The 26177-nt window shown below is 64.2% G+C and carries 30 protein-coding genes and 1 tRNA gene; 25 read left to right on the top strand and 6 right to left on the bottom strand.

Going from position 1 to position 26177, the window contains the following annotated elements:
• Positions 1–130: 130 nt before the first annotated feature.
• From dusB to AC1RRE_RS12015, 17 genes are all read left to right on the top strand, one after another.
• Positions 131–1117 carry a tRNA dihydrouridine synthase DusB gene (gene dusB, locus AC1RRE_RS12095; RefSeq protein ID WP_492981431.1) on the top strand — a complete coding sequence of 329 codons (987 nt, stop codon included), beginning with the start codon at positions 131–133 and terminating at the stop codon, positions 1115–1117.
• Positions 1117–2226, top strand: a complete 1110-nt coding sequence (locus tag AC1RRE_RS12090) for a two-component system sensor histidine kinase NtrB (RefSeq protein WP_492981430.1) — start codon at positions 1117–1119, stop codon at positions 2224–2226. Before dusB ends, AC1RRE_RS12090 begins: the two co-directional genes overlap by 1 nt.
• Positions 2223–3671 (top strand): nitrogen regulation protein NR(I), encoded by a 1449-nt coding sequence (gene ntrC, locus AC1RRE_RS12085; RefSeq protein WP_492981429.1) that lies wholly within the window; start codon positions 2223–2225, stop codon positions 3669–3671. Before AC1RRE_RS12090 ends, ntrC begins: the two co-directional genes overlap by 4 nt.
• Before the next feature lie 116 nt (positions 3672–3787).
• Positions 3788–6139, top strand: coding sequence for a sensor histidine kinase NtrY-like (locus AC1RRE_RS12080; protein ID WP_492981428.1), 2352 nt, complete (start codon positions 3788–3790; stop codon positions 6137–6139).
• On the top strand, positions 6129–7523 hold the full coding sequence (gene ntrX, locus AC1RRE_RS12075) for a nitrogen assimilation response regulator NtrX (protein WP_492981427.1): 1395 nt from the start codon (positions 6129–6131) through the stop codon (positions 7521–7523). Before AC1RRE_RS12080 ends, ntrX begins: the two co-directional genes overlap by 11 nt.
• Positions 7524–7544: 21 nt before the next feature.
• Positions 7545–8441 carry a D-amino-acid transaminase gene (locus AC1RRE_RS12070; protein WP_492981426.1) on the top strand — a complete coding sequence of 299 codons (897 nt, stop codon included), beginning with the start codon at positions 7545–7547 and terminating at the stop codon, positions 8439–8441.
• A 232-nt stretch (positions 8442–8673) separates the two neighbouring features.
• Positions 8674–8943, top strand: a complete 270-nt coding sequence (hfq, locus tag AC1RRE_RS12065) for an RNA chaperone Hfq (protein ID WP_492981425.1) — start codon at positions 8674–8676, stop codon at positions 8941–8943.
• 63 nt (positions 8944–9006) lie between these two features.
• Complete coding sequence (gene hflX / locus AC1RRE_RS12060; RefSeq protein ID WP_492981424.1) at positions 9007–10335, top strand: GTPase HflX; 1329 nt, start codon at positions 9007–9009, stop codon at positions 10333–10335.
• Positions 10335–11171, top strand: coding sequence for an inositol monophosphatase family protein (locus AC1RRE_RS12055; RefSeq protein WP_492981423.1), 837 nt, complete (start codon positions 10335–10337; stop codon positions 11169–11171). Before hflX ends, AC1RRE_RS12055 begins: the two co-directional genes overlap by 1 nt.
• A 373-nt stretch (positions 11172–11544) precedes the next feature.
• The gene (gene gyrA / locus AC1RRE_RS12050; RefSeq protein ID WP_492981422.1) at positions 11545–14280 is read left to right on the top strand and encodes a DNA gyrase subunit A; all 2736 of its coding nucleotides are present in this window, start codon (positions 11545–11547) and stop codon (positions 14278–14280) included.
• Positions 14281–14296: 16 nt separating this feature from the next.
• Positions 14297–14818 carry a pantetheine-phosphate adenylyltransferase gene (coaD, locus tag AC1RRE_RS12045; protein WP_492981421.1) on the top strand — a complete coding sequence of 174 codons (522 nt, stop codon included), beginning with the start codon at positions 14297–14299 and terminating at the stop codon, positions 14816–14818.
• Positions 14815–15369: a peptidylprolyl isomerase gene (locus AC1RRE_RS12040; RefSeq protein WP_492981420.1), complete on the top strand. Its 555-nt coding sequence runs from the start codon at positions 14815–14817 to the stop codon at positions 15367–15369. The genes coaD and AC1RRE_RS12040 overlap by 4 nt, the downstream gene beginning before the upstream one ends.
• A 14-nt stretch (positions 15370–15383) precedes the next feature.
• Entirely contained in the window at positions 15384–15866 is a 483-nt protein-coding gene (locus AC1RRE_RS12035; RefSeq protein ID WP_492981419.1) for a peptidylprolyl isomerase, read from the top strand.
• A gap of 32 nt (positions 15867–15898) precedes the next feature.
• Positions 15899–16954 carry a tRNA preQ1(34) S-adenosylmethionine ribosyltransferase-isomerase QueA gene (queA, locus tag AC1RRE_RS12030; RefSeq protein WP_492981418.1) on the top strand — a complete coding sequence of 352 codons (1056 nt, stop codon included), beginning with the start codon at positions 15899–15901 and terminating at the stop codon, positions 16952–16954.
• A complete protein-coding gene (gene tgt, locus AC1RRE_RS12025) occupies positions 16951–18090 on the top strand; it encodes a tRNA guanosine(34) transglycosylase Tgt (RefSeq protein ID WP_492981417.1) in 1140 nt (379 codons plus the stop codon). Before queA ends, tgt begins: the two co-directional genes overlap by 4 nt.
• Positions 18091–18222: 132 nt before the next feature.
• Complete coding sequence (locus AC1RRE_RS12020) at positions 18223–18648, top strand: cupin domain-containing protein (protein WP_492981416.1); 426 nt, start codon at positions 18223–18225, stop codon at positions 18646–18648.
• Between the two features lie 94 nt (positions 18649–18742).
• On the top strand, positions 18743–19246 hold the full coding sequence (locus AC1RRE_RS12015; RefSeq protein WP_492981415.1) for a DUF4410 domain-containing protein: 504 nt from the start codon (positions 18743–18745) through the stop codon (positions 19244–19246).
• 60 nt (positions 19247–19306) lie between these two features.
• Here the strand turns inward: AC1RRE_RS12015 and AC1RRE_RS12010 are convergent, their stop codons facing one another.
• The 4 genes from AC1RRE_RS12010 to AC1RRE_RS11995 all read right to left on the bottom strand — a co-directional run bounded on the left by AC1RRE_RS12010 (position 19307) and on the right by AC1RRE_RS11995 (position 21391).
• Positions 19307–19603: a hypothetical protein gene (locus AC1RRE_RS12010; protein ID WP_492981414.1), complete on the bottom strand. Its 297-nt coding sequence runs from the start codon at positions 19601–19603 to the stop codon at positions 19307–19309.
• Entirely contained in the window at positions 19600–20091 is a 492-nt protein-coding gene (locus AC1RRE_RS12005) for a PAS domain-containing protein (protein WP_492981413.1), read from the bottom strand. Before AC1RRE_RS12005 ends, AC1RRE_RS12010 begins: the two co-directional genes overlap by 4 nt.
• Positions 20092–20164: 73 nt before the next feature.
• Positions 20165–20240: transfer RNA gene (locus AC1RRE_RS12000), tRNA-Lys, on the bottom strand.
• Between the two features lie 134 nt (positions 20241–20374).
• Complete coding sequence (locus AC1RRE_RS11995) at positions 20375–21391, bottom strand: tetratricopeptide repeat protein (protein WP_492981412.1); 1017 nt, start codon at positions 21389–21391, stop codon at positions 20375–20377.
• Between the two features lie 37 nt (positions 21392–21428).
• On the opposite strand from AC1RRE_RS11995, the gene AC1RRE_RS11990 reads away from it, so the two are divergent.
• The 8 genes from AC1RRE_RS11990 to AC1RRE_RS11955 all read left to right on the top strand — a co-directional run bounded on the left by AC1RRE_RS11990 (position 21429) and on the right by AC1RRE_RS11955 (position 24826).
• Entirely contained in the window at positions 21429–21995 is a 567-nt protein-coding gene (locus AC1RRE_RS11990) for a hypothetical protein (RefSeq protein WP_492981411.1), read from the top strand.
• Positions 21996–22094: 99 nt separating this feature from the next.
• Entirely contained in the window at positions 22095–22283 is a 189-nt protein-coding gene (locus tag AC1RRE_RS11985; RefSeq protein ID WP_492981410.1) for a DUF4170 domain-containing protein, read from the top strand.
• 143 nt (positions 22284–22426) lie between these two features.
• Positions 22427–23101 carry a hypothetical protein gene (locus AC1RRE_RS11980; RefSeq protein ID WP_492981409.1) on the top strand — a complete coding sequence of 225 codons (675 nt, stop codon included), beginning with the start codon at positions 22427–22429 and terminating at the stop codon, positions 23099–23101.
• A 10-nt stretch (positions 23102–23111) separates the two neighbouring features.
• Positions 23112–23453, top strand: a complete 342-nt coding sequence (locus AC1RRE_RS11975; RefSeq protein ID WP_492981408.1) for a hypothetical protein — start codon at positions 23112–23114, stop codon at positions 23451–23453.
• A 96-nt stretch (positions 23454–23549) separates the two neighbouring features.
• Entirely contained in the window at positions 23550–23753 is a 204-nt protein-coding gene (locus tag AC1RRE_RS11970) for a magnesium and cobalt transport protein CorA (RefSeq protein ID WP_492981407.1), read from the top strand.
• Positions 23734–24282, top strand: coding sequence for a hypothetical protein (locus tag AC1RRE_RS11965; protein WP_492981406.1), 549 nt, complete (start codon positions 23734–23736; stop codon positions 24280–24282). The genes AC1RRE_RS11970 and AC1RRE_RS11965 overlap by 20 nt, the downstream gene beginning before the upstream one ends.
• 57 nt (positions 24283–24339) lie before the next feature.
• Positions 24340–24474, top strand: a complete 135-nt coding sequence (locus AC1RRE_RS11960; RefSeq protein ID WP_492982964.1) for a hypothetical protein — start codon at positions 24340–24342, stop codon at positions 24472–24474.
• Positions 24425–24826 carry a YciE/YciF ferroxidase family protein gene (locus tag AC1RRE_RS11955; RefSeq protein ID WP_492982929.1) on the top strand — a complete coding sequence of 134 codons (402 nt, stop codon included), beginning with the start codon at positions 24425–24427 and terminating at the stop codon, positions 24824–24826. Before AC1RRE_RS11960 ends, AC1RRE_RS11955 begins: the two co-directional genes overlap by 50 nt.
• 3 nt (positions 24827–24829) lie before the next feature.
• Here the strand turns inward: AC1RRE_RS11955 and AC1RRE_RS11950 are convergent, their stop codons facing one another.
• Together AC1RRE_RS11950 and AC1RRE_RS11945 are read right to left on the bottom strand one after the other, a co-directional pair.
• Positions 24830–25339 (bottom strand): hypothetical protein, encoded by a 510-nt coding sequence (locus tag AC1RRE_RS11950; RefSeq protein WP_492981405.1) that lies wholly within the window; start codon positions 25337–25339, stop codon positions 24830–24832.
• The gene (locus tag AC1RRE_RS11945; RefSeq protein WP_492981404.1) at positions 25336–26094 is read right to left on the bottom strand and encodes an SDR family oxidoreductase; all 759 of its coding nucleotides are present in this window, start codon (positions 26092–26094) and stop codon (positions 25336–25338) included. Before AC1RRE_RS11945 ends, AC1RRE_RS11950 begins: the two co-directional genes overlap by 4 nt.
• Between the last annotated feature and the right edge of the window lie 83 nt (positions 26095–26177).

Genomic DNA, 26177 nt, shown 5'->3' with positions numbered 1-26177 from the left:
CCTGACCGGATCGGATCAGGCAAAGGCCCCTCGCAAGACGGCATGATCCGACGGCGGAAGGATGTTGCAGCGCAGTAAAAAAGCCATTATCGTGATCAACAACTGGGCACTCCAGGGAATTGTGTAAAAAATGAGCATAAACGTCGGTCCCGTCTCCATCGCAGATCCGGTCATCCTGGCCCCCATGTCGGGTGTCACGGACCTGCCGTTCCGTCGTCTCGTGAAGCGAAGCGGCGCGGGTCTTGTTGTGTCGGAGATGATCGCCTCCGAAGCGATGGTACGTGCCTCGCGCCAGTCGCTGAAGATGGCGCAGAACGTCCCCGAAGAATTTCCGATGTCGGTGCAGCTGGCCGGCTGCGAAGGCCATGTGATGGCCGAGGCCGCCAAGCTCAATGAAGACGGCGGCGCTGCCCTGATCGACATCAACATGGGCTGCCCGGTGAAGAAGGTGGTCAACGGCCATGCCGGCTCTGCGCTGATGCGCGACCTGGATCATGCCAGGACGCTGCTGACCGCCACCGTGAAGGCGGTGAAGCTGCCCGTCACGCTGAAGATGCGCACTGGCTGGGACGATGCCAGCCGCAATGCGCCGGAGCTGGCGCGCATCGCCGAAGGCGAGGGCATACAGATGCTCACCGTGCATGGCCGCACGCGCTGCCAGCTTTACAACGGCCGCGCCGACTGGAGCTTTGTGCGCAAGGTCAAGGATGCCGTGAAGCTGCCGGTGATCGTCAACGGCGACATCACCACGCTGGATGAAGCCAAGGACGCGCTTGAGCAGTCGGGTGCCGATGGCGTGATGATCGGTCGCGGGGCCTATGGCCGTCCGTGGTTCCTGCGCCAGGTGATCGAGTTCCTCAAGACCGGCACGCGTCTGCCTGATCCGGCACTGAACGAGCAGGAAGCCACTGTGCTGGAACATTACGATGCAATGCTGGAGCATTACGGCGTGCAGACCGGCCTGAAGATCGGCCGCAAGCATGTGGCCTGGTATTCCAAGGGTCTGCCGGGTTCGGCCGAGTTCCGCACCCGCATCATGCAGATCGACGAACCCGAACAGGTGCGTCAGGCGATCCGCGATTTCTATGCGCCGCAACTGGACCGGATGGCTGCCTGATGCAATCGGTGGACGTCAGCGACATCGATCCGGCCCAGGTCCTGGGCGCCATTCCCAATCCCATTCTTGTTGTCGGCCGCCAGGGCGATATCGCCTATGTAAACCCGGCCGCCGAACAGTTCTTCGACAGCGGCGCCGCCGTGCTGTGCCGGCAGAACCTGCGTGACCTCGTACCCTTCGGCAGCCCGGTGCTGCAGCTGTTCGCGCAGGTCTTCCGCGAGCGCTACAGCGTGTCGGAATACGACGTCGATCTGGGTACGCCGCGTCTGGGCGAACGGTTGGTCGACGTGCAGATTTCACCGGTTCCCGAAGCCGAGGACCATGTCATCGTGCGCTTCGACGAACGAACCATGGCAGCCAAGATCGACCGCGCGTTGACGCATCGGGGTGCGGCGCGCTCCGTCACCGGCATGGCCGCCGTGCTGGCGCATGAAGTGAAGAATCCGCTCAGCGGCATTCGCGGCGCGGCGCAGCTGCTGGAAGCCAACTGCAGTCCGGCCGATCGCGAACTGACGCGTCTGATCTGCGACGAGACCGATCGTATCTGCGCGCTGGTCGACAGCATGGAAGTGTTTTCCGACAAGCGCATCGAACGCGGTCCGGTGAATATTCACCAGGTGCTGGAACATGTGCGCAAGGTGGCGCAGGCCGGCTTCGGCAAGCATCTGCGTTTCATCGAACGGTACGATCCTTCGCTGCCACCGGTGAATGGCAGCCGGGACCAATTGGTTCAGGTCTTCCTGAATCTGGTGAAGAATGCGGCAGAAGCCGTTGGCGACGATCCCGGCGGCGAAATCATTCTGACCACGGCTTACCGCCATGGCGTGCGACTCGCGGTGCGCGGATCACGTGAACGGTTGCACCTGCCGCTGGAAGTGACGATTCAGGATAATGGCCCCGGTGTGCCCGAGGATATCCGCCCCCATCTGTTCGATCCCTTTGTGACAACCAAGGTCAGCGGTTCTGGCCTCGGTCTTGCATTGGTTGCCAAGATCATTGGCGACCATGGCGGCGTCATCGAGTGCGACAGCCGCCCCCGCCGTACAGTTTTCAGTGCGCGTCTGCCCGTCCACAACACGGCGGCGGAAGAATCGGAGAGTTTTGAATGAGTAACAAGGGCACCATTCTCGTCGCCGACGACGACCGCTCGATCCGCACGGTGCTGGATCAGGCGCTTGGCCGGGTCGGGTATCAGGTGCGCTCCACCGGCAATGCCGCCACCTTGTGGCGCTGGGCATCCGAAGGCGAGGGGGAGCTGATCATCACGGACGTGGTGATGCCCGACGAAAACGGCCTCGACCTGCTGCCCCGCATTAAGCGCATCCGCCCTGAAATCCCGATCATCGTGATGAGCGCGCAGAAGACGCTGCTCACCGCCGTGAAGGCCGCCGAACGCGGTGCCTATGACTATCTGCCCAAGCCCTTCGACCTGAAGGAGCTGCTGCGCGTGGTGGAACGCGCGCTCAGCCAGCCCAAGGCGATGCCCTCGGAAGCCGAGGAGCAGGCCGCCGACGAAGAGAAGCTGCCGCTGATCGGCCGCTCGCCGGCCATGCAGGAAATCTATCGCGTGATGGCGCGCCTGATGGGCACCGATCTTACCGTGCTGGTTTTTGGCGAGAGTGGCACCGGCAAGGAGCTGGTGGCGCGCGCGCTGCACGATTACGGCAAGCGCCGCAATGGGCCGTTCGTGGCGCTGAACATGGCCGCTATTCCGCGCGAACTGATTGAAAGCGAACTCTTCGGCCATGAAAAGGGTGCCTTCACCGGCGCCGCCAATCGTTACGCCGGCCGCTTCGAACAGGCCGAAGGTGGCACGCTGTTCCTCGATGAGATCGGCGACATGCCGATCGAGGCGCAGACCCGCCTGCTGCGCGTGCTGCAGCAGGGCGAATATACCACGGTCGGCGGCCGTACGCCGATCCGCACGGATGTGCGCATCGTCGCCGCCACCAACCGCGACCTGCGCCAGGCCGTGAACCAGGGCCTGTTCCGCGAAGACCTTTATTACCGCCTCAACGTCGTGCCGCTGCGCCTGCCGCCGCTGCGCGAACGCAGCGACGATATCTCCGACCTGGTGCGTCACTTCCTCAACCAGTCGGCCAGTCAGGGCCTGCCGCTGAAGACGGTGTCCAGCGAGGCGATGGACCGGCTGCGCCGCTATCGCTGGCCGGGCAATGTGCGCGAACTGGAGAACCTGGTCCGCCGTCTGGCCGCGCTCTACGCCGAGGACGTGATCGGCGTCGAGGTGATCGACAACGAGCTGGCCGAGCCGCCGCAGGCGGCGCGCAGCGCCGAGCCGAGCGACGAGGAAACCCTGACCGGGGCCATCGAGCGGCATCTGACCAAGTTCTTCTCCGCCCAGGGCGACGACCTGCCGCCGCCGGGTGTCTATGACCGCATGCTGCGCGAGCTGGAAATCCCGCTGATCTCGCTCAGTCTGGCGGCGACCCGGGGCAACCAGATCAAGGCTGCCCATATGCTGGGTCTGAACCGCAATACGCTGCGCAAGAAGATCCGCGACCATAACATCCAGGTCATCCGCGGCCTGAAGTAGGGCGCGGCCCGAATAAGCCCCGAATCCTGGGTCACCAGGGGCCGGCCGGGGGGTGCTGGACGGCCCGGGCTGGGGTATGATCCGGCGATGGCCGGCACAGCCCCGATTCACGTCTCATGACCGACGACAGCATACCCGTAGAGCCCGTCGCTCCCGGCGTCCGGCTGTGGCGGCGCGCGCAGGACTGGTTCCGCCGCCATAACCTGATCCGCCATCTGGAAATCGCCCTGGCGATCACCGCCCTGGTCGCCGGCACGCTCACCTATCTGGCCATGACGCCTGGCGCCAACCGCGAGCTGACCTCGCGCGAGGTGCAGTTCCTGCTGTTGATGGATCTGGTCGTGCTGCTCAGCCTGACCAGCCTGGTCGCCCGGCGCCTGGTCGTGCTGTGGATGCAGCGCCGCCGTGGCGCCGCCGGTTCGCGGCTGCATGCCCGCATGGTGATGATGTTTGCCGCCGTCACGGCACTGCCCACCGTGATGATGACCGTGTTCGCCGTGCTGTTCTTCAACCTCGGCCTGCAGACCTGGTTTAGCGACCGCGTGAATACCGCCGTGAAGGCTTCGGTCGCCGTGGCCGAGGCCTATATCCAGGAGCATCGCAAGACCATTCGCGCCGATGTGCTGGCCATGGCCGTCGATCTCAACCGTTCGGCGCCGACCCTGACCCGCAACCCTTACGCCTTCCAGCAGGCGGTGCGACAGCTGTCGCGCCTGCGTGGCCTGGGCGAGGCCATCGTCTTCACGTCGACAGGCGAAATCCTCGCCCGTAACGAACTCAGCCTGCTGATGGAATTCGACCGCGTGCCGCCGCGCGCCATCGAGGACGCCAATGCCGGCCAGGTGGTGATCATCACGGCCGAGACCGACGACCGCGTGCGTGCGCTGGTGCGGCTGGACGGCTATCTCGACGCTTACCTCTTCGTGGGCCGCTATCTCGATGCCAGGGTGCTGGCTGAACTGGAGCGCACCCGCAACGCGGCGACGCAGTATACAAGGCTTGAACAGGCGCGCTCGGCGCTGGAGATCAATTTCGCCATCCTGTTCATCCTGGTATCGCTGCTGCTGCTGCTGGCCGCGATCTGGTTCGGCCTGCTGGTCGCCAACCGGCTGGTCATGCCGATTGGCGAAGTGGTGTCGGCGGCCGAGAGAATCCGCGCCGGTGATCTGACCGCGCGCGTCACCGAACGTGCCGATGATGACGAGATCGCCACGCTGGGCCGCACCTTCAACCGCATGACCGGACAGCTCGCCGCGCAGCAGGCCGAACTGATTGCCGCCAACCGCCAGCTCGACGAGCGCCGGCGTTTCACCGAGACCGTGTTGTCGGGCGTGTCGGCCGGCGTGATCGGCGTCGATCCGCAAGGGCAGGTGACGCTGCCCAATCCGTCGGCGCTGGCCATGCTGCAGATCACCTTCGACGATATTGTCGGTCGGCCGTTCACCGAGACCGTGCCGGAAATGGCCGAGCTGTTTGGTGAACTCAACGACCGTCCGGCCGAAGCCGTGCAGCGCGGCCAGGTGGTGCTGCAGCGGCCCGATGCCACGCGCACACTGCTGGTGCGTATCGCCCGCGAGGTCACCGGCAACGAACTGCTGGGCTATGTCGTCACTTTCGACGACGTCAGCGAACTGGTGGCGGCGCAGCGCAATGCCGCCTGGGCCGATATCGCCCGTCGCATCGCCCATGAGATCAAGAATCCGCTGACGCCGATCCAGCTCTCGGCCGAGCGTCTGAAGCGCAAGTACATGAAGGAAGTCCAGACCGATCCGGAAATCTTCGCGCAATGCACCGATACCATCATCCGTCAGGTTGGCGATATCGGTCGCATGGTGGATGAATTCTCCACCTTTGCCCGCATGCCGCGTCCGGTCTATCGCGAAGAGGATCTGGGCCAGCTGGTGCGGCAGGGCGTGTTCCTGCAGCAGGTGGCGCGGCCCGAAATCCGGTTCGAGACCGACCTGCCGTCCGTGCCGGTGCGGCTCAACTGCGATGCGCGGCAGCTGGCGCAGGTCTTCACCAACATCTTGCAGAATGCCATGGATGCCATCGACGGTCGCGACCGTCCGGCAGGTGCGACCCTGCCGCCGGGCCATGTCTCGATCGGCCTGCGCGTCAACGATGGCGCGGCCGACATTACAGTGCTGGACAATGGCCGTGGCCTGCCGCTGGAGAATCGCGACCGCCTGTTCGAGCCCTATGTGACGACGCGCACCAAGGGTACCGGACTGGGACTCGCCATCGTCAAGAAGATCATCGAGGAGCATGGCGGCACCATTTCGCTCAGCGATGCCCACCTGTTTGATCCCGCCGCGAAAAATGGTAGCTTGGCGCGCATTCGGCTGCCGGGAATCATTCCGGGCGACCAGGTCGGAACGGAGCGTGCTGCTGGCGACGCGCCGCCGCAAAGCCAGGAAACCCACGAGACAGTGCGCAGGTTGTTAGGTTCGGATCGCCATGGCGCGTGACATTCTCATTGTTGATGACGAAGCGGATATCCGCAATCTGGTCGGCGGCATCCTGCAGGACGAAGGCTATGAAGTCCGTATGGCCGGCGATTCCGATGGCGCGCTGCGCGAGATCGAGGCGCGCCGGCCCAATGCGGTGATCCTGGATATCTGGCTGCAGGGCAGCAAGCTCGATGGCCTGGAAATCCTCGACCGCATCATCCGCGACCATAGCAGCGTGCCGGTGGTGATGATTTCCGGCCACGGCAATATCGAGACCGCGGTTTCGGCGATCAAGCGCGGCGCCTACGACTACATCGAGAAGCCCTTCAAGAGCGACCGCCTGCTGCTGCTGGTCGAGCGCGCGTTGGAACAGGCGCGTCTGAAGCGCGAGAACGAAGACCTGCGCCAGCGCTCGGGCACTGCTGTCGATCTGGTCGGCACCTCTGCGGCCATCACGGCCTTGCGTCAGGCCATGGAGCGCGTCGCGCCGACCAACAGCCGCGTGCTGATCTCGGGCCCACCGGGTGCCGGCAAGGAAATGATCGCGCGCCAGATTCACCAGCGCTCGCGGCGCGCCGGCGGTGCCTTCGTGGTGTTCAACATCGCCACCGTGACGCCGGACCGGCTGGAACAGGATCTCTTCGGCATCGAGGAGTCCGTCAACGGCCAGCGCCAGCACAAGATAGGCGTGCTGGAAAGCGCCCATGGCGGCACGCTGTTCCTCGATGAAGTGGCCGAGATGTCGGCGGAATCGCAGGCCAAGCTGCTGCGCGTGCTGACCGAGCAGAGTTTCGAGCGCGTCGGCGGGCGCACCCGCGTGCAGGTCGATGTGCGCATCATTTCCGGTACTGCGCATGACCTGACCGTGCGGGTGGGGCAGGGACAGTTCCGCCAGGACCTGTTCCATCGCCTGAATGTCGTGCCCTTGAAGGTTCCGGCCCTGCGCGATCGCCGCGAGGACATTCCGCTGCTGGTGAAGCATTTCGCCACTGCCGAGGCGCAGCGCCAGGGCGTGCCGCCGCGCGACCTGGCCGAGGATGCACTGCTCGCCCTGCAATCCGCCGAATGGCCCGGCAACGTGCGCGAGCTGCGCAATGCCATCGCACGGCTGCTGATCATGCAGCCGGCCGAGCAGAAGGGTATGATCCATGCCGACATGCTGCCGGCCGATCTGGGTGCGACACCGCCGGTGGCGTTGCGGCCCGAGACCACCACGGAAGTGATGGCGTTGCCGCTGCGTGAGGCGCGCGAGATGTTCGAGCGTGAATACCTGCTGGCGCAGATCACCCGCTTTGGCGGCAATGTCTCGCGCACCGCCAGCTTCATCGGCATGGAGCGCTCGGCGCTGCATCGCAAGCTCAAGGCGCTCGGCGTGGTCAACCTGGACCGTCCCGGAAACTGATACCCTGAAAGGCGAAGACCCATGTCGCGTGTCGTATATGTCAACGGCCAGTATGTCCCCTATGGTCAGGCTGCGGTGCATGTCGAGGATCGCGGCTTCCAGTTCGCCGATGGCGTTTATGAGGTGATCGCGGTGATCAACGGCCGGCTGGTCGATATCGTCGGCCATCTCGACCGGCTGGATCGCAGCCTGGATGAATTGCAGATCGACCATCCGATGGCGCGCGGCTCGCTGATGGTGGTGCTGAACGAGACCGTGCGGCGTAACCGCGTGATCGATGGCAGCGTTTACCTGCAGGTCACCCGCGGCACGGCGCGCCGCGACTTCGCTTTCCCGGTCGATACGCCGCCCAGCCTGATCGTCATCGGCCGCCATGCCAACATGGCCGCCGCCAATGACAAGGCGGCTAAGGGCGTTGCCGCCATCACGCGGCCCGACATCCGCTGGGGCCGCTGCGACATCAAGACCGTTGGTTTGCTGCCGGCGGCGCTGGCCAAGCAGGCTGCGAAAGAGGCCGGCGCCTATGAGGCGCTGCTGGTTGATCGCGATGGTTTCATCACCGAAGGCAGTTCATCCAACGCCTGGATCGTCACCAAAGACAACGTGCTGGTGACGCGCAAACTGGGGACCAACATCCTCGGCGGCATCACGCGCAACGCGGTGATCGAGCTGGCGAAGCGCGAGGGCCTGAAATTCGAGGAACGCGCCTTTACGGTTGCCGAAGCACAGGGCGCCAAGGAAGCCTTCGTCTCATCCACGACCTCTTACGTGATGCCGATCGTCACTATCGACGGCAAGCCCGTTGGCAATGGCGGCCCGGGTGTGGTTGGCGCGAAGCTGCGCAGCCTCTATGAAGTGCATGCGGATGCACACGGAAGCGGCAAGGCCGACTGGAACGCGCCTTTTATCGCACCCTGATTTCATTGCGGAGTCATTGATCCGTATTGGTCCGTACACGCGCCCGTGACATGCAGCGTGACGCGATGCCGCAGTGCACGCCATTGTTTTGCCACTTTCAGAAATTAATGGTTTAATCGCTGGGCGTGGGGCAGCGGCCGCCGCCTCCGCAGGACCCATCCGGTGCGTACAGGCCGGGCCTGGGAAAAAATAAAATAAATACAACAACATAAGAAAAGAAAGGTCCATAACAATGGCCGCCGACAAGCCTCAGAACGTCCAGGACGTTTTCCTCAACCACATTCGCAAGACCAAGACCCCGGTGACCGTCTTCCTGGTCAACGGCGTGAAGCTGCAGGGCATCATCAGCTGGTTCGACAACTTCTCGGTGCTGCTGCGCCGCGATGGCCACATGCAGTTGGTCTACAAGCACGCGATCTCGACCGTGATGCCGTCCGGCCCGATCCAGCTCTTCGACCCGGCCGCCCAGGGCGGTGCCGCCGCTGCCGGGGAACAGGGCTGAGCAGAGAGGGTTTATTCCCTCCGGAGCGATGCCCATTCACGGAGCATCGTGTAAGTTTGGCTGATGTCTGAATACGATTATTCCGAGGACGAGCGCGCCCGGCGTGCGCTCGTCCTTCATCCGTTTCTGAAGGCCGCCAATGCCAAGGCGGTGGCGACCGCACAGCGCCGCCGCCCCGAGGCGCGGCTGGAAGAGGCCGTGGGCCTTGCCGCCGCGATCAACCTCGATGTGGTGCGCGGCGATGCCATCCCGCTGTCGAACTGGCGTCCCGGCACCCTGATCGGTCCCGGCAAGGCCGATGAGCTGGCCGCCTGGATCACCGAGAATCCGGTCGATGTGGTGATCGTCGACGCCGCCGTCACCCCGGTACAACAGCGCAATCTGGAAAAAGCGCTGAAGGCCAAGGTGATCGACCGCACCGGTCTGATCCTGGAAATCTTTGGTGCCCGTGCCCGTACCAAGGAAGGCCGCCTGCAGGTCGAACTGGCGCATCTGAATTACCAGCGCTCGCGCCTGGTGCGGTCCTGGACCCACCTTGAACGCCAGCGTGGCGGCTTCGGCTTCCTCGGTGGCCCCGGTGAAAGCCAGCTGGAAATCGACCGCCGCCTGATCGGCGACCGCATCATCCGCATCAAGGACGAACTCGCGCAGGTGGTGAACACCCGTTCGCTGCACCGCCGCGCACGCCAGAAGGTGCCGTATCCGGTTGTCGCACTGGTCGGCTACACCAATGCCGGCAAGTCGACGCTGTTCAACCGGCTGACCAATGCCGATGTCTTCGCGAAAGACCTGCTGTTCGCGACGCTGGATCCCACCATGCGCACCGTGCGCCTGCCGTCTGGCCGCAACATCATCCTGAGCGACACGGTGGGTTTCATTTCCGAGCTGCCGACGCACCTGGTCGCCGCCTTCCGCGCCACGCTGGAAGAGGTGATCTCGGCCAACCTGATCCTGCATGTGCGCGACCTGTCGCATCCCGACACCGAGGCGCAGGCCGCCGATGTGCAGGATGTGCTGGCCTCGCTGGGCATCGGCGACAGCAGCAGCCAGGCCCGACTCGATGCCTGGAACAAGGCCGACCTGCTGCCGGCACCCGAGCGTGAGGTGCTGCAGAACCAGGCGGACCGCCAGGACGAGGTGGTGCTGATCTCGGCGCTGGACGGCTATGGCATCGACATGCTGCTGCAACGCATCGATGCGAAACTCGATCACGACCGCGTGGAAATGGATGTCACGCTGGATGCCGGCGACGGCGCGGCCATTGCCTGGCTGCATCGCCACGGTGAGGTTCTGGATATGCGCGAGACTGATGGCCACCTGAAGCTGTCGGTCGCCTTCAGTCAGGCTGAAGCGGGCAAATGGCTCAAGCGTCAGGAAGGGAAGGCTGTGTAATGACCGGTTCGGTTCAGATCGACATGGATGCCGTACGGCTGCTGATGGAAGAGGCGGCACGCACAACCATCCTGCCGCATTTCCGCAAGCTGGAAGCCAAGCAGATCGACCAGAAGGCCGGGCCGCATGACGTGGTCACGGTGGCCGACAAGGCCTCGGAAGAGTTTCTCACGCCGCGCCTGCAGGCGCTCATTCCCGGTTCCACCGTGGTGGGCGAGGAGGCCAGCAGCGCCGATGAAGGCATCATGGATACCTTGCGGCGCCCCGGCTATGCATGGCTGATCGATCCCATCGACGGCACCGCCAATTTTGCCGTGGGCAGCGCGGTTTTCGCCGTCATGGTGGCGCTGGTGAAGGACGGCGACGCGGTCGCCGCCTGGATCTATGACCCGATCCGCAACATCTGCGCCATGGCGCAGAAGGGCCGGGGCACGGTGATCCGCGAGGCTGATGGCACCACGCGCAAGATCAGCATGCCCAAGCCACCCTCGCTGGCGCATATCTCGGGTGCACCCAACCTGCGCTATGGCGACCGCGATTTCGCCGCGCGAATTGCGCATCGCATGGACAAGACCGCCGGCGTGATGATCCTGCGCTGCGCCGGGCAGGAATACCTCGCCATGCTGGATGGCCATTTCCATTACGCCGTCTACAACCGCGCCATGCCCTGGGATCACACCGCCGGCTGCCTACTAATCACCGAGGCCGGAGGCATCGCAAAACGGCTTGACGGCAGCCTCTATCGTGCCGCCGACAAGCCCTGGGGCAGCCCGCTGGTTGCCGCCTGCGGTGAAGACCAGTGGAACTGGCTGAAGGCCGGCATCTTCGACGCATAAGGTTGCCGGTATGACTGCCATCGACATGTAGGCCCCCGGCCGCGGAATCCCCTGGGATCACGCCCCGGGCGCGCTGCTAATTTGCGAGGCCGGCGGCGTGGTCCGGCGACTCGATGGCGCTCTATCGGGCCTCTGATCCGCCGGGTGGAAGCCCCATGCTGGCGGCCTGCGGCGAGGACCAGTGGAACTGGCTGAAAACCGGCCTTTTTGACCCCTGATTTCAGGGGGTAAAACACCCCCCGGAACGTTGCTGCGGCGACCCCCGACATGGTAGTTTTCTCGACCTGATTCCAGGGCCGATTCCGGTCCGTTTCGGGCATGCGATTCCGCTCAAAAAACGCCCTTTAAAACCCTAGTTCCGGATGCCCGTTACGTGACCGATCAGACCAAGTCTCCGCAGGATATTCAGCCGATCTCCATCGAAGAGGAGATGCAGCGCTCGTACCTCGGTTACGCCATGAGCGTGATCGTGTCGCGTGCGCTGCCCGATGCGCGCGACGGTCTGAAACCCGTGCATCGCCGCATCCTCTATTCGATGCACGAGAACGGCTATCTGTCGGACAAGCCCTACCGCAAGTCGGCCCGCGTCGTCGGTGACGTGATGGGTAAGTATCACCCGCATGGCGACCAGTCGATCTATGACGCCATGGTGCGCATGGCGCAGCCCTTCTCGATGAGCCAGTTGCTGCTCGACGGCCAGGGCAACTTCGGTTCGATGGACGGCGATAAGGCCGCGGCCATGCGTTACACCGAAATCCGCCTGGAAAAGGCGGCGGAAGCGCTGCTGACGGATATCGACAAGGACACCATCGACTTCCAGTCGAACTACGATGACAGCACGCAGGAACCGACCGTCCTGCCGGCCCAGTATCCCAATCTTCTGGTGAATGGCGCCAACGGCATCGCCGTCGGCATGGCCACCAACATCCCGCCCCATAACATGGGCGAGGTGATCGACGCCTGCTGCGCCTATGTCGACAACACCGACGTGACGCTGGAGCAGCTGCTCGAAATCCTGCCGGCCCCCGATTTCCCCACTGGCGGCATCATCCTGGGCCGCGCTGGCGCCAAGTCGGCCATGTGGACCGGCCGCGGCTCGGTGATCGTGCGCGGCAAGGTGCATTTCGAAGAGGTCCGCAAGGACCGCGAAGCCATCATCATCACCGAGATTCCGTATCAGGTGAACAAGGCCTCGATGATCGAGAAGATGGCCGAACTGGTGCGCGCCAAGAAGATCGAGGGCATTTCCGATCTGCGCGACGAGTCCGACCGTGACGGCGTGCGCGTGGTGGTCGAAATCAAGCGCGACGCCATGGCCGAGGTCGTGCTGAACCAGCTTTACCGCTTCACGCCGCTGCAGAGCAGCTTCGGCGTCAACATGCTGGCGCTCAATGCCGGCAAGCCCGAACTGCTGAACATCAAGCAGCTGATCGCCGCGTTTGTGAACTTCCGCGAGGAAGTGATCCTGCGCCGCACCCGTTTCCTGCTGAACAAGGCGCGCGACCGCGCCCATGTCTTGGTCGGCCTGGCCATCGCGGTGGCCAATATCGACGAGGTGATCAAGACCATCCGCGCCGCGCCCGACCCGCAGACCGCGCGTGACCAGCTGATGACCCGCGAATGGCCGGCCCATGACGTGGCTGACATGATCGGACTGATCGACGACCTGAGCCACAAGGTGATCGACGGCAAGTACAAGCTGTCGGAAACCCAGGCCCGCGCCATCCTCGACCTGCGCCTGCAGCGCCTGACCGCGCTGGGTCGCGACGAGATCGGCGACGAGATGAAGAAGCTGGCCGACGAGATCAACGAATACCTGTCGATTCTGGGTAGCCGCGACAAGCTGATGGGCATCCTGCGCGCCGAACTGGTCTCGATGCGCGAGCGCTTTGCCGTGCCGCGCCGGACCCAGATCGCCGAGATGGAGTTCGAGCAGGACGACGAAGACCTGATCCAGCGCGAGGACATGGTGCTGACGGTCAGCTTCGGCGGTTACGTCAAGCGCACGCCGCTGTCGACCTATCGCCTGCAGAAGCGCGGCGGCAAGGGCCGCACCGGCATGAGCACCAAGGACGAGGATTTCGTCACCCGCGTGCTGGTCGCCAGCACCCATACGCCGGTGCTGTTCTTCTCCAATATCGGCCGCGTCTACAAGCTGAAGGTCTATCGCCTGCCCGAAGGCACGCCGCAGTCGCGCGGCAAGGCTTTCGTCAATCTTCTGCCGCTGGCGGAAGGCGAGAAGATTACCCAGGTGCTGCCGCTGCCCGAGGACGAGGCCAAGTGGGGCGAACTGCATGTCATGTTCGCCACCGCCAAGGGCTATGTCCGCCGCAACGATCTCAGCGACTTCGTCTCGATCAACGCCAACGGCAAGATCGCCATGAAGTTCGAGGGTGAGGATGCCGACGACCGTCTGGTCGGCGTGCTGCCCTGCACCGAGCAGGACGATATCCTGCTGGCGTCTTATGCCGGCAAGTGTGTGCGCTTCCCGGTCGCCGATGTCCGCACCTTCCAGAGCCGCGCCTCCACCGGCGTGCGCGGCATGAAGCTGGCCGACGAGGATCATGTGATCTCGATGTCGGTGCTGCGTCATATCGAGACCGCGCCGGAAGAACGCGAGGCTTATCTCAAGTATGCCACGGCCCAGCGCCGCATCCGTGAAGGCGAGACCGGCGTCGAGCTGTCATCCGACCTGCCGATGACCCGCATCACCGAGCTGCAGGCAGCTGAGCAGTTCATCCTTACCGCTACGGAAAAGGGTTACGGCAAGCGCAGCTCGGCTTACGAATACCGCATCACCAGTCGCGGCGGCTCGGGCATCATCAATATCGAGACCACGCCGAAGAACGGCAATGTTGCCGCCGCCTTCCCGGTGGAGCATGACGACCAGATCATGCTGGTCACCGATGGCGGTCAGGTCATCCGCTGCCCGGTTGACGATATCCGCATCGCCGGCCGCAGCACCCAGGGCGTCATCATCTTCAAGCTGGGCGACGGCGAGAAGGTTGCGTCGGTCGCGCATTTGCCGGAAAGTGGCCCCAATGAAGCGGGGCCGGATGAAGGCTCCGCCGACGATGCCGGAGACGCAGAGAGCGACACGCCGGCGTAAATCTGGGGGAGGCGCAATGACCAGGCAGCGGATCGGATTGTACCCGGGCACTTTCGATCCGGTTACCAAGGGTCATTACGACATCATCAAGCGCGCGGCCAAACTGGTCGACAAGTTGGTGGTCGGCGTCGCCGTCAATGTCGGCAAGGGTCCGCTGTTCTCGCTGGAAGAGCGCGTCGAGATGGTGCGCGAGGAGATCGGCCCGCTGATGCCCGGCGCGACCGAGTTCGAGGTCAAGCCGTTCTCCAACCTGCTGATGCATTTCGCCATGGACCTGGGCGCGGTCATGATTATCCGCGGCCTGCGCGCGGTGTCGGACTTCGAATATGAATTCCAGATGGTGGGCATGAATGCCCGCCTGAATTCCGAAATCGAGACCGTCTTCCTGATGGCATCCGACAACCACCAGTTCATTGCTTCCCGTCTGGTCAAGGAAATCGCCATGCTGGGCGGCGACATCAATCCGTTCGTCTCGCCGCGCGTGGCCGAGCGCATGCGCACCAGCATCGCCGCCCGCAAGGAAAAGGGTGAAGAATGATCCGTCGTCAGTTTGTTAAACTGGGCATCGCCGCAGCCGCGTTATTCGCGCTGCCGTTTTCTGCGCAGGCGCAGTCCAGCGACCCCGAGAACACGCTGTTCATGGAGCTGGAATTCGGCCGCGTGGTGATCGTGATGCGCCCCGACCTGGCGCCCACCCATGTGAAGCGCATCAAGGAACTGGTGCGCAAGAATTTCTATGATGGCGTGGTCTTCCATCGCGTCATTCGCGGCTTCATGGCGCAGACCGGCGATCCGACCGGCACCGGCGCAGGCGGTTCGGGCCAGAAGCTGAACGCCGAGTTCAGCGCCGAGCAGCATCGCCGCGGCACGGTCTCGATGGCCCGCACCAACAATCCGAACAGCGCCGACAGCCAGTTCTTCATCTGCCTCGACGACGCGCCGCATCTGAACAACCAGTATACCGTCTGGGGCCGCGTCGTGAGCGGCATGGAGCTGGTTGACCGCATCAAGAAGGGCGCGCCCGGTTCGGGCGCCGTCGATGGCCCCGACAAGATCATCCGGCTGCGCGTTGCCGCCGACGTCAAGTAAGAAGGATTTCCTCCATGAGCGACGACCTGGACAATACCCTCTATCTCGAACTGAAAGACGGTCGTGTCACGATCAAGCTGCGCCCCGACCTTGCGCCGAACCATGTCGCGCGCATCAAGGAACTGGCTGGCCAGCATTTCTATGACGGCCTGAAATTCCATCGCGTGATCGAGGGCTTCATGGCCCAGACCGGCGATCCGCGCGGCGACGGCACCGGCGGTTCGGGCCAGAACCTGAAGGCGGAATTCTCCAAGGAGCCGCATGTGCGCGGCACCTGCTCGATGGCGCGCGCCCAGAACCCCAACAGCGCCGATAGCCAGTTCTTCATCTGCTTCGCCGATGCCCGCTTCCTCGACGGCCAGTACACCGTCTGGGGCGAGGTGACCGAGGGCATGGAGCATGTCGACGCTATCAAGCGCGGCAGCCAGGCCAAGAACGGCAGCGTGACTGATCCCGACAAGATCATCTCGCTGCGCCTCGCCGGCGACGAAGACTGATCGCGGCCCTCCAGAGCGGGGGGCGCTGACGTATGCTGGTCTCCGATTTCGATTTCGACTTGCCGGCGACCCTGATCGCCGAGCGGCCGGTTGTGCCGCGTGAAGCGGCGCGTTTGCTGCATGTCACGGGTGGCGAGATCGATCCGGCAGCCTACACGGTGGCCGATCTTCCGAACCTGCTGCGTGCCGGCGACCTGCTGGTCTTCAACGACACCAAGGTGATCCCGGCGCGGCTTTATGGCCGGCGCGAGCGCGATCCCGAGGTGAAGCTGGAAGCGCTGCTGCTGAAATCGCTCGGCGACCGCTGCTGGAGCGTGATGGCGCGTCCGGCCAAGCGCCTGAAGGAGGGTGACCGCGCGCTGTTCGATGGCGGCATCACCGCCGAGATGGTCGAACGCCGCGACGACCAGCTGATCCTGCGCTTTGATCGCGACGACACGGCGCTGCTGCTGGCGCTGAACGAGTCCGGCGCCATGCCGCTGCCGCCGTATATCGTGGCGCAGCGCAAGGCCGATGCGCAGGACAAGACTGACTACCAGACCATCTTCGCCGAGAAGACTGGCGCGATTGCCGCACCGACGGCCGGGCTTCACTTTACCCCGGCATTGATCGACAGCCTCAAGGCTGCCGGGCTCGACTTTGCGCGCGTCACGCTGCATGTGGGCGCGGGTACTTTCCTGCCGGTCAAGGTCGACCGCGTCGAAGACCACAAAATGCATGCCGAATGGGGCGAGGTGACGGCCGAGACGGTTGCCGCCATCGAGCAGACCAGGGCTGCCGGCGGCCGGGTCATCGCCATCGGCACGACCTCGCTGCGGCTGCTGGAATCTGCAGCCCGGGACGGCGGCCTGAAGCCTTTCACCGGCGAGACCGATATCTTCATCACCCCCGGCTTCCGCTTCCAGGTCGCCGACGGCCTGATGACCAACTTCCACCTGCCCAAATCCACCCTGCTGATGCTGGTGGCGGCCTTCGTGGGGCAGGGGCTGCAGCGGGCGATCTATGCCCATGCGGTCGAGAAGGGCTTCCGTTTCTACTCCTACGGCGATACAAGCCTGCTGTTCAGACAGGCCGCAGCCCGCACATGACCCTCCGCTTCTCCGTTTCCGCCACCGATGGCGCCGCCCGCAAGGGCAGGCTCGAAACCGCCCATGGCGCGATCGACACGCCGACCTTCATGCCGGTGGGCACGGCGGCGACGGTGAAGGCGATGACGCCGGAAGCCGTAGCCGAGACCGGAGCGCAGATCATCCTGGGGAATACCTATCACCTGATGCTGCGGCCGACGGCCGAGCGTGTTGCCAAGATGGGCGGCCTGCACAAGTTCATGAACTGGGCGGGCCCGATCCTCACCGATTCCGGCGGCTTCCAGGTGATGTCGCTGTCGCAGCTCAACAAGGTCACTGAAGCGGGCGTGGCCTTCCAGTCGCATATCGACGGCGCGCGCTACGAGCTGACGCCGGAACGCTCTATCGAGATCCAGAATCTGCTCGATGCCACCATCACCATGCAGCTTGATGAATGCATCAAGCTGCCGGCCGATGACAAGCGTGTCTCTGAAGCGATGCAGCTCAGCCTGCGTTGGGCCGAGCGCTGCAAGACCGCCTTCAAGCTGCGCGACGGCTACGGCCTGTTCGGCATTGTTCAAGGTGGCACCAATGCATCGCTCCGCGAGCAGTCGGCCAAGGGACTGATCAAGACCGGCTTCGACGGTTATGCCGTCGGCGGTCTGGCGGTGGGTGAGACGCAAGCCGAAATGTTCGGCACGCTGGATGTCACCGTGCCGCATTTGCCGCAGGATCGTCCGCGCTACCTGATGGGCGTGGGCAAGCCATCCGACCTCGTAGGCGCGGTGCAGCGCGGCATCGACATGTTCGACTGCGTGATGCCGACGCGCTCTGGCCGCAACGGACAGGCCTTCACCCGGCGCGGCACGCTGAACATCCGTAATGCCCGCCACGCCGAAGACCCGCGGCCGCTGGATGAACATTGCCGCTGCCCAGCCTGCCGCAGCTACAGCCGCGCCTATCTGCATCATCTGGTGCGTGCGGACGAGATCCTCGGTTCGATGCTGATGACGGCGCATAACCTGACTTACTATCAGGACCTGATGATCGGCATGCGCGCCGCCATTGGCGAAGGCAAGCTCGAGGCTTTCGCAGCCGACTTCCATGCCGGGCAGGCGCTCGGTGACGTGGAGCCGTTGACCGGCGCAGTGTCATAGCCATGCTGCTGCGGCATCTGAAGGTCTTCGGGATCGCCGCCTGTTTCGCTGCCGTGGCCTATGGCCTGGCGCATCTGCTCTTCCGCATCGTCCATCATTGGTGATAGCGTTTTCCCATCGAGGGAGAAACGCATGGCTGTCGCCAAGAAGAAACCGAAGCCGCAGACATTCCAGCTCAGCCGCGCCAAAGGCGCCAAGTTCAAGCGTGATGGCCTGCGCGCCTTCTTCGCCTATCGCGATCTCGGCATCAAGGACGCGACCCACGGCTGCTTCAACGCCGAGGTGATCCGCGCTGCCACGGTATCGAAAACCAGCGCTGGCCGGCATTATCACAAGCTGGATTTCCAGCTCGTCTATGTGCTGAAGGGCTGGGTCACCTTTGATTACGAAGGCGAGGGTGTGTTCACGCTGAAGGCTGGCGACTGCGTGCTGCAGCCGCCGGAAATCCGCCACGAGCTGACGGCCTATTCAAAAGACATGGAACTGCTGGAGATCACCAGCCCAGCCGATTTCGAAACCAAACCGGCAGATAAGTCGCCGACAGCCCGACGAAAATAGCGCAGGATTTCCCCGGGAAGTTGCAAAAAACCCCATGATTGCCTAACGTCCCCGCTGCGCAGGCAGCGCAAGTCCACCAAAGGGGAAGACCAATATGAAGCGTATCGTAGGCAGCGTTTTCGCGCTGCTCCTGCTAGTCGGCTGTGCGGCTGGCGGCGGCATTCAGCAGACATCCAAGACCAGCGTCAATGTTGACAGCACCAAGACCGGTACCGTTGTGGTGAAAAGTGCGGTTGCCAATCGCGACAGCGTGGCCGAGAGCCTGCGTCAGACCATCAACATGCAGTTGCTGAACAAGCGCGTGTTTGCCTCCCTGCCGGGCGATCCCAACAGCGCCGACATCATGCTCGACGTGACGATCATCGAGGTGTCGGAAGTCAGCCAGGCCTCGCGCATTCTGTTCGCCGCACTGGCGGGCCAGGCCAAGATCGTCGCCGATGTCGACGTGATCGACCGCAAGACCAACACTTCGCTTGGTCAGATGCGCGCCGAAGGCAAGTCCTCGGGCGGCCACATCTTCGCCGGCACGACCTCGGAAGCGCTGGATCAGATGGCAGTACAGGTCGCCGACTATCTGCTGCGCAACCGCAAGCTCTGATCTGTCTGATAACGAACAGGGGAGGAGCGGCGCAGGCTGCTCCTCCTTTTTTATGCGGGCCTAGACCTTGTAGGCCTCGTCATCCTTGTGGAGATGCAGGAAACGACCGATCTGCGCCTTCAGCATTTCCGGATCGTAAGAATCGTTGACCTCAAGTGCATGCAGGAACAGCGCGCGCTGGATCGTCTGCGGCAGGTCATTCCAGCTCATCACCACCGCGGCGCCCAGGCATTTCAGGACATTGCTTTCCGAGACGGCAAGGTGATGGTCCTCGACGGCGCCGCCTTCGCCTTCCCAGCGGCGCAGCGCGCGGGTCAGCTGGGCATCGGCAGTCTGGCGGGCTTTGTCATCCGTCATGATCCGGCCTCGTCGTCGTAATAGGTGATGTTGAGGACTTGCTCGACGCGATTAGCCACGGTGAGCGGCAGGCAGATCGATTCAAACTGGATGAACTGGCGGTCGAGATAGTTCAGCGATCCGTTGATCCGCAGGGGCCGCTGCTCGGTGAGCAGGCGCTCGAGCGTATCGCGGAAATCCGCATAGGTCGCCGGCGGCATCACATCGTCGAGGAAGCGCCCGGTGGCGTCCCGGCCGGTATAGTGGGTGATCATCGTACCGTAGAGCCGAAAGCGGAAGCGGCGGCGCGGCCGGGCTTCGACGGCTTCATAGATGATGACGCGCGGCAGATACGGCTTCAGCATGAAGGGCGAGAAATCGCTGCGGTCGGGTACGGCGCGCCCGTCGCGTTTTTCCTCCCACAGCGCCAGCACGCCGGTCAGCTCGGGCCGGACAAAGTGCAGATCAGGGTCGATGCGTAACCTGCTGTCGACAGCCTGGCGATTCACGGCGCCTCCTTACCTTTTGAGCCAGCATATAATGCCGACAGGCGGAGAAGGAATGCTATTGGCGGCTGGAAAGTGGTGAGCCCGCCGGGATTCGAACCCGGGACCTCTCGATTAAAAGTCGCTTGCTCTACCAGCTGAGCTACGGGCTCACAGAGGTCATTTCCGGGCCCGGCAGGCCCGAAAAGCGCGGCGACCATAGGTCGCGGCGGCTCCCCCGTCAACCTACCGGATATTGCGAAAAAACAGGGGGTTGGCCGGTGCCGGAGTCGGACCGGCGCACCGGTCAGGAGGACCGGTCCGGCGGCAGGCCGCGCTCGTGCAGCCGCAGCGCCAGACTGCCCATCTCGATATAGGCATCGGCCGGCGGGTGGCCAGGCGACAATTCCGCAAGCCAGCTGTAATCGAACCGATGCCCGCCATCTGCCAGGCGCTGCTCCTGCGCCGTCGCCACGGTCACCGTGTCGGCCGGCAGGCTGCGACGGAACAGCGGTGTCAGGCGGCGGGCGCATTCCACGATCAGGCGGCCGCAGAAGGGCTGCAGCGCCAGGATGTCGCGCAGGAACCGCATCTGGTCGCCCACGCCCTGTTCGGCGATCACCAGCAGCGTGCCGGCGCGCAGGTCCTGGCGGTCCCAGCGCGGTAGTGACAGTCCGGTGCGTGTCACGCGCTCCGCGCCGCCCGGCTGCAGGCGATATTCGTAATCCTCCAGCCCCGGCATCCATATCCCCAGGCTGAGCAGGATGGTAGCGCGCGCCATGCGCACGCTGCGGTTTCCGGGTTCACGCGCGACGGCGTGATCGAGCCAGCCGCGTGCCGCCGTCATGTCGCCGGCGCGGAACGCGGCCTCGGCGCTCATGAGCAGGGCTTCCGCGTGATCGGTGCTGAGCGTCAGCGCCCTGCGCCCGGCTTGTAGCGCAGCATCCGCATTGCCGCATTTCAGCAGCAGGTCGCCAAGACGGAACTGCGCCTGCGCATCCTGTGGCAACAGCGCGGCCTGACGCTGCGCCAGCGTCAGCGCGGCCGCATGGAATCCGCCGGCTGCCATCGCGGCCAGTCGCGCATCGGCAAAGGCGGGATCACCGGGCAGCAGCACAAGGCCGGTCTCGGCGGTCGACCAGGCCTCATGCCAGCGGCCGGTGCGCTGGTACAGCGTGACGACGGCGCGCAGCAACCCGATATTGGCCGGATCGTTGCGCCGCGCGGCGCTGAAGCCCACCAGCGCGCCCTCCATGTCGCCGGCCTGCAGCGCCGCAAGGCCGGTCTGAATCGGATCAGACTGAATCGGATCATTTGACGTCATGCTGGCATCATCTTCGGCCGGCCCGTACTCTGTCGCAATGCTTACCGGTTTCCTGCAGGCCGATCCCGCCGCCACCGCCGCCTATCGCAGCCGCCTGGCCGCGCAGGCCGCCGGCCGTCCCTGCATCGGCCTGTCCTGGCGCAGCGGCAACCAGCAATACGGCGCGCTCAAGTCGCTGACGCTGGCCGTCCTGACGCCGCTGCTGCGCCGGCAGGACCTGTGCTGGGTCGATCTGCAATATGGCGATACCGATGCCGAGCGCGCCGGGATGGATGCGCAGGGCCTGTCGCTCTGGCGCGACCCGGCGGTCGATCCGCTGGGCGACCTGGATGCGGCGGCCGCGCAATACGCAGCCCTCGATCTGGTGATCACCAGCAGCAACACCGCCGCCCATCTGGCCGGATCGCTGGGCTGCGAGACCTGGCTGCTGCTGCCGGCGCCGGGGCATGGCCTGCTGTGGTACTGGGGGCTGGAGCGGCTCGATAGTCCGATCTATCCGGGCCTGCGCTGCTTCCGGCAGGACCGGGACGGGGCAGCCGGCTGGGGCGGCGTGGTCGGGACGGTCGAATCGGCCCTGGCTGCCCGTTACCCTCTGAATCCGTGAGGGCAGTTACCAACTTACAACCTTTTACGGGCTACACATTCCTTCGCAGGTGCGGGATAGTATCAAGCCTGATCCGGATCGGACCGGAGGATGAGGACCATGACCCAGTTTTACGTTGAAGGCGGCATTTTCAAGGACTTGGCTGACCCGGCTCCGATTTCCGGAACCGAGGAACGCTACGGTCCGTTCCAGACCGAGCGGGAAGCCGACCAGATCTGGCGCGCCCGCATGGCGGACAAGATCGACATCTGCAACCACCGCCTGCGGGTCATCAAGCGCGACGCCTGACCAGTCGCGACGTCGCGCCCGCAGCCGGACGAGGCTGCGCTTTCCCTGTTGCTAACTGCTTCCACTGCCACGATCATTTCGTGGCAGGCTGTCCGATTCGCTTCTGCTGAGGCGAAACGGGCGGATTGCGAGCGAGGGCTGCGATGTTCGACCCGTACGCCGCCGGACGGCTGATCGCCAACCGGGGCGACCTGAAACGCAAGGCGGTGAACTACAAGCGCGGCCATGATGTGCGCTTGAGTGCCGAACTGCGCGGCCAGATCGAGAAGGTCATCGTGAAGAACCAGGCCGAATTCGAAGCCGCTGCCATCGAGACGTTGCAGACCCTCAAGGAAGCCTGGGGGTCGGCGAAGTTCAACTCGATCAGTCGCGCCCGCTATTACGAATGGATTCATGATCTGGCGCTGGAGCTGAAGGGGCAGGGCAGCCTGTTCGGCTATCCGCTGATCACGCTCTATGCCGACAGCTTGAAGAATCTCTGCGCCGGGCTGTCGCAGCCGACCACGCGTCTGCATGCGATCATCGGCCTCAACATCGACGCACTGGGCATCATCATCCGCCGCCGCATCAGCGGGCCGGGCAGCGTGCTGGAACGCCGCGTGGCCGAGGCCTTCCGCGAGGCCCATGTGAAAATGCGCCTGCGCCAGCCGTCCGAAGCGGCGATGGAATACAAGGTGGCGCATGCGGTGCGCGAGCTCGACGTCAAGCGGCCCGACGGCATCAAGAGCCCGGACGAGTTCAAGGTACCGGTCAAGAACCCCGAGCTGAAGAAAACCGCCCGCCAGTGGCCGAACGGCGTTCGCCTGCCGGCCAACTGAGTTCACGCGTATGGCAGCTTCCGATGACAAGACCCCGCCGCCGCCCAACGGTCCGCCGGAGGGCTACAACTGGCGACCACAGGCGATCAAGCCGATCGCTGCGGTGGAAGTGATCTCGGAAGCGATCAAGGACGCCGACAAGAGCTATTTCTTCGAGAATTACACCAAGCAGGCCAATGCCGTGGTTCTGGCGCTGCGCAAGCATGGCTATGTCATCGTGCCTTATTATCCCACCGTGCAGATGGTGAAGGCGGCGATGGACGAACTGCAATACGGCCAGAACAAGTTCACCAACATCGTCATGCCGATCTATCTGGCGATGATGAAGGCCGCGCCAAAGCCCAAGGGCTAGGCCGGAAAGCCTGGCCGTAACCGGGCCTTAACCGCCATATGGTACAGAGGCAAACTGGGGTAGAGTATACCCAGACGGACCTTGGGAGTTGAGTGGATGAGCCGGGACAAGCTGGTGGCTTTCCTGCGCGTGGCGGGAGATGAGCGCACCGCCGAGATTCTGAAGCGCCTGCCGCCGCAGGAAGCGCTGGCCGTGCGCCAGGCGCTCGACCAGTCGCCGCCCGTCGCCGCCTCGCAAGCCGACATGGCCGCCGATGCCGCCGCCACCTTCGTCGCCGCCATTGGCCATCACAAGCGTTAAGCTGCTGCGCCGCGGTCTTGTCGCCGCGCTGCTGGTGTTCGCCTTCCTTGCGCCGGCCATGGCGCAGGAAGATTCGGGCTTCACCACCTTCGGCCCCGGCCGTCGGCCCAAGACCCCCAACATCTGCATGACCGATCCCGAACTTGAGGCCGAGGCCATCGTGCGCGGCGGCATGGTGATCCGTGACCAGGCGCGCGCCTGCGCCCGGCGCGGGCTGGACGGCACCATCCTGCCGCTGTGGGGCGCCTTTGATGAAGCCAACGCGCAGCAGTTCCGTGATGCCGTGCAGGTGCGGTCGGAAGCCTATAAACGCAACTGGCCCGATGACCCTTACGCCGAGCAGCGCGCCAACAACGCCACGGTGGCCTCGCGGCAGATTTCAGATTTCGCGCCGCAGGAATGCGTGGCGCTGGGCAATCTGGTGGAGGGCCTCAAGACCTGGCCCGATTACATGCGGCATGTCCGCAGCACCGAGCTGGGCCAGGTGAAAACCAAATACAAGCGCTGCCCGGGCAAGGCGCGGCGCTGACGCGGGAACTGTTCCGCTGTCATCTGGTTCAGATGTGACCTGCAACCGGATGCGACCATGCCTGACTCACTCGATAGACGTCTGCTCGATGAACTGCGGCGCACCTACAGCGCCGACCAGCAGGTGCTGCGCGCCAGGCACCATATTAGGTGCAGCAGCGCAGGCACGGTCGCTGAAACGGCTCTGTCGTGAAGGCGTCAGCTATACCCGGCGCAGGCTGAAGCGTCTGGAGGATGCCTTCGCCGAACTCGGTGCATCACCGAAGGCACTGCGTTCCCGTTCAATGTGGGCTCTGATCCGCGAGGCTTCCAGCGTTGCGGGGCAGAGGCTGGAACCGGCAGAGCGCGATGCTGCGCTGATTGCACGCATCCAGGGGCTGTCTCATCACGGACAGGCCAGCTACATCTCGCTGGTGGCGCTGGCGCAGGTGGCCGGCTATCCGGCCATCGTCAGACTGCTGCGCCCCAGCCTGAAGGACAAGCGCGCAGCCATTGCTGAAATGCGCGGCATGGCGACGGACGAGTTGTATCGCCGTTTGCGCTGACGCCTAGCTGCTTGGCACGATCACGATGCGGTTGTTTTCCAGCATCAGGCTGCCGGCGCGGAAGACCGGTGTGCCGTAAGGGTCCATCTGGCCGATGACGCGGATGCGGTCGCCGGCCTTGGCCTTGGTCAGGTCGCGCCAGGTCGGACCGATATTCACCACCTGGCTGGAATTGCCGTCATTGATCACGAAGGTCGTGGCCTGCGGCGAATACAGGATGCCCTGCAGCATCACCGCCTTGCCGCGCGGGATTTCCGCAATCGGCACCAGGTCGGGCAGGGTGAAGGCCATGGTCTGGTTGCGCGGCGGCGCGGTGGTGCTTTTCGAGGCCTTGGGCGCGCCCCCGGGTGTGCCTTGCGGCTTGATCGGTTTGCTGTCCGGTTCGGCGGCGGCGCGCGGATCGGTCATCTGCGGCGTGGACGGGGTGGTCTGCGCGCCGGCCGGCGGAGTCTGTTGCGCCTGCGCCGCCAGCGGCAGTAGCAGGGCAGTGGTCATGAGCAGTGTTTTGATCATATGCATCGCCCGCCATCGACCTCCATGCAGACGCCGGTGATGAAGTTCGCTTCATCCGAGGCAAGATAGAGCGCGGCGTTGGCGATATCCTGCGGCGTCGAGAAACGCCCGATCGGAATGGTGCTGACGAACTTCGCCTTCATTTCGGGCGTCTCTTCGCCGCCCATGAATTCTTTGAGCATCGGCGTCAGGCCGGCCACCGGGTTGATCGCGTTGACGCGAATCTGTTCCGGCGCCAGTTCCACCGCCATGGCACGGGTCAGCGTGATCACCGCGCCCTTGGAGCCGTTATACCAGACCAGGCCGGGGCGGGGACGCACGCCGGCGGTCGAGGCGATGTTGATGAAGGCGCCGCCACCACGCTTGCGCATCTCGGGGATCGCATGCTGGGCCGAGAGATAGACGCTCTTCACGTTGACGGCGAAGATCTTGTCGAAGGTGGCTTCGTCTGTCGCCAGCAGCGAGGCGTTGCGCTGCGGCATGCCGGCATTGTTGACCATGATGTCCAGTCCGCCGAAGGCATCGACGGCGGCCTTCACCAAGTCCTTCATCTGCACGCCCTGGCTGACATCGGCGACCACCGGCAGCGCCTTCTGGCCCGCCTTGTTGATCTCGGCCGCCACCCGCTCGGCGCCGGCGAGGTTGAGGTCGCCGATCACGACAGAGGCGCCCTCGGCGGCAAAGCGCTTGGCGATGCCTTCGCCAAAGCCCGAACCGCCGCCGGTCACAATCGCCACCTTGCCAGACAGACGCATACCCGCTCCTCCCCGAAAAACCTTCAAGCCATCACTCTAGCCGCCCGGCTGATGCATGCAAGCGCCTGATTTCCCTGCTAGAC

Source organism: Ferrovibrio sp. GW821-FHT12D07 (assembly GCF_058807275.1).
This window is presented reverse-complemented; position numbering and strand designations above follow the sequence as displayed.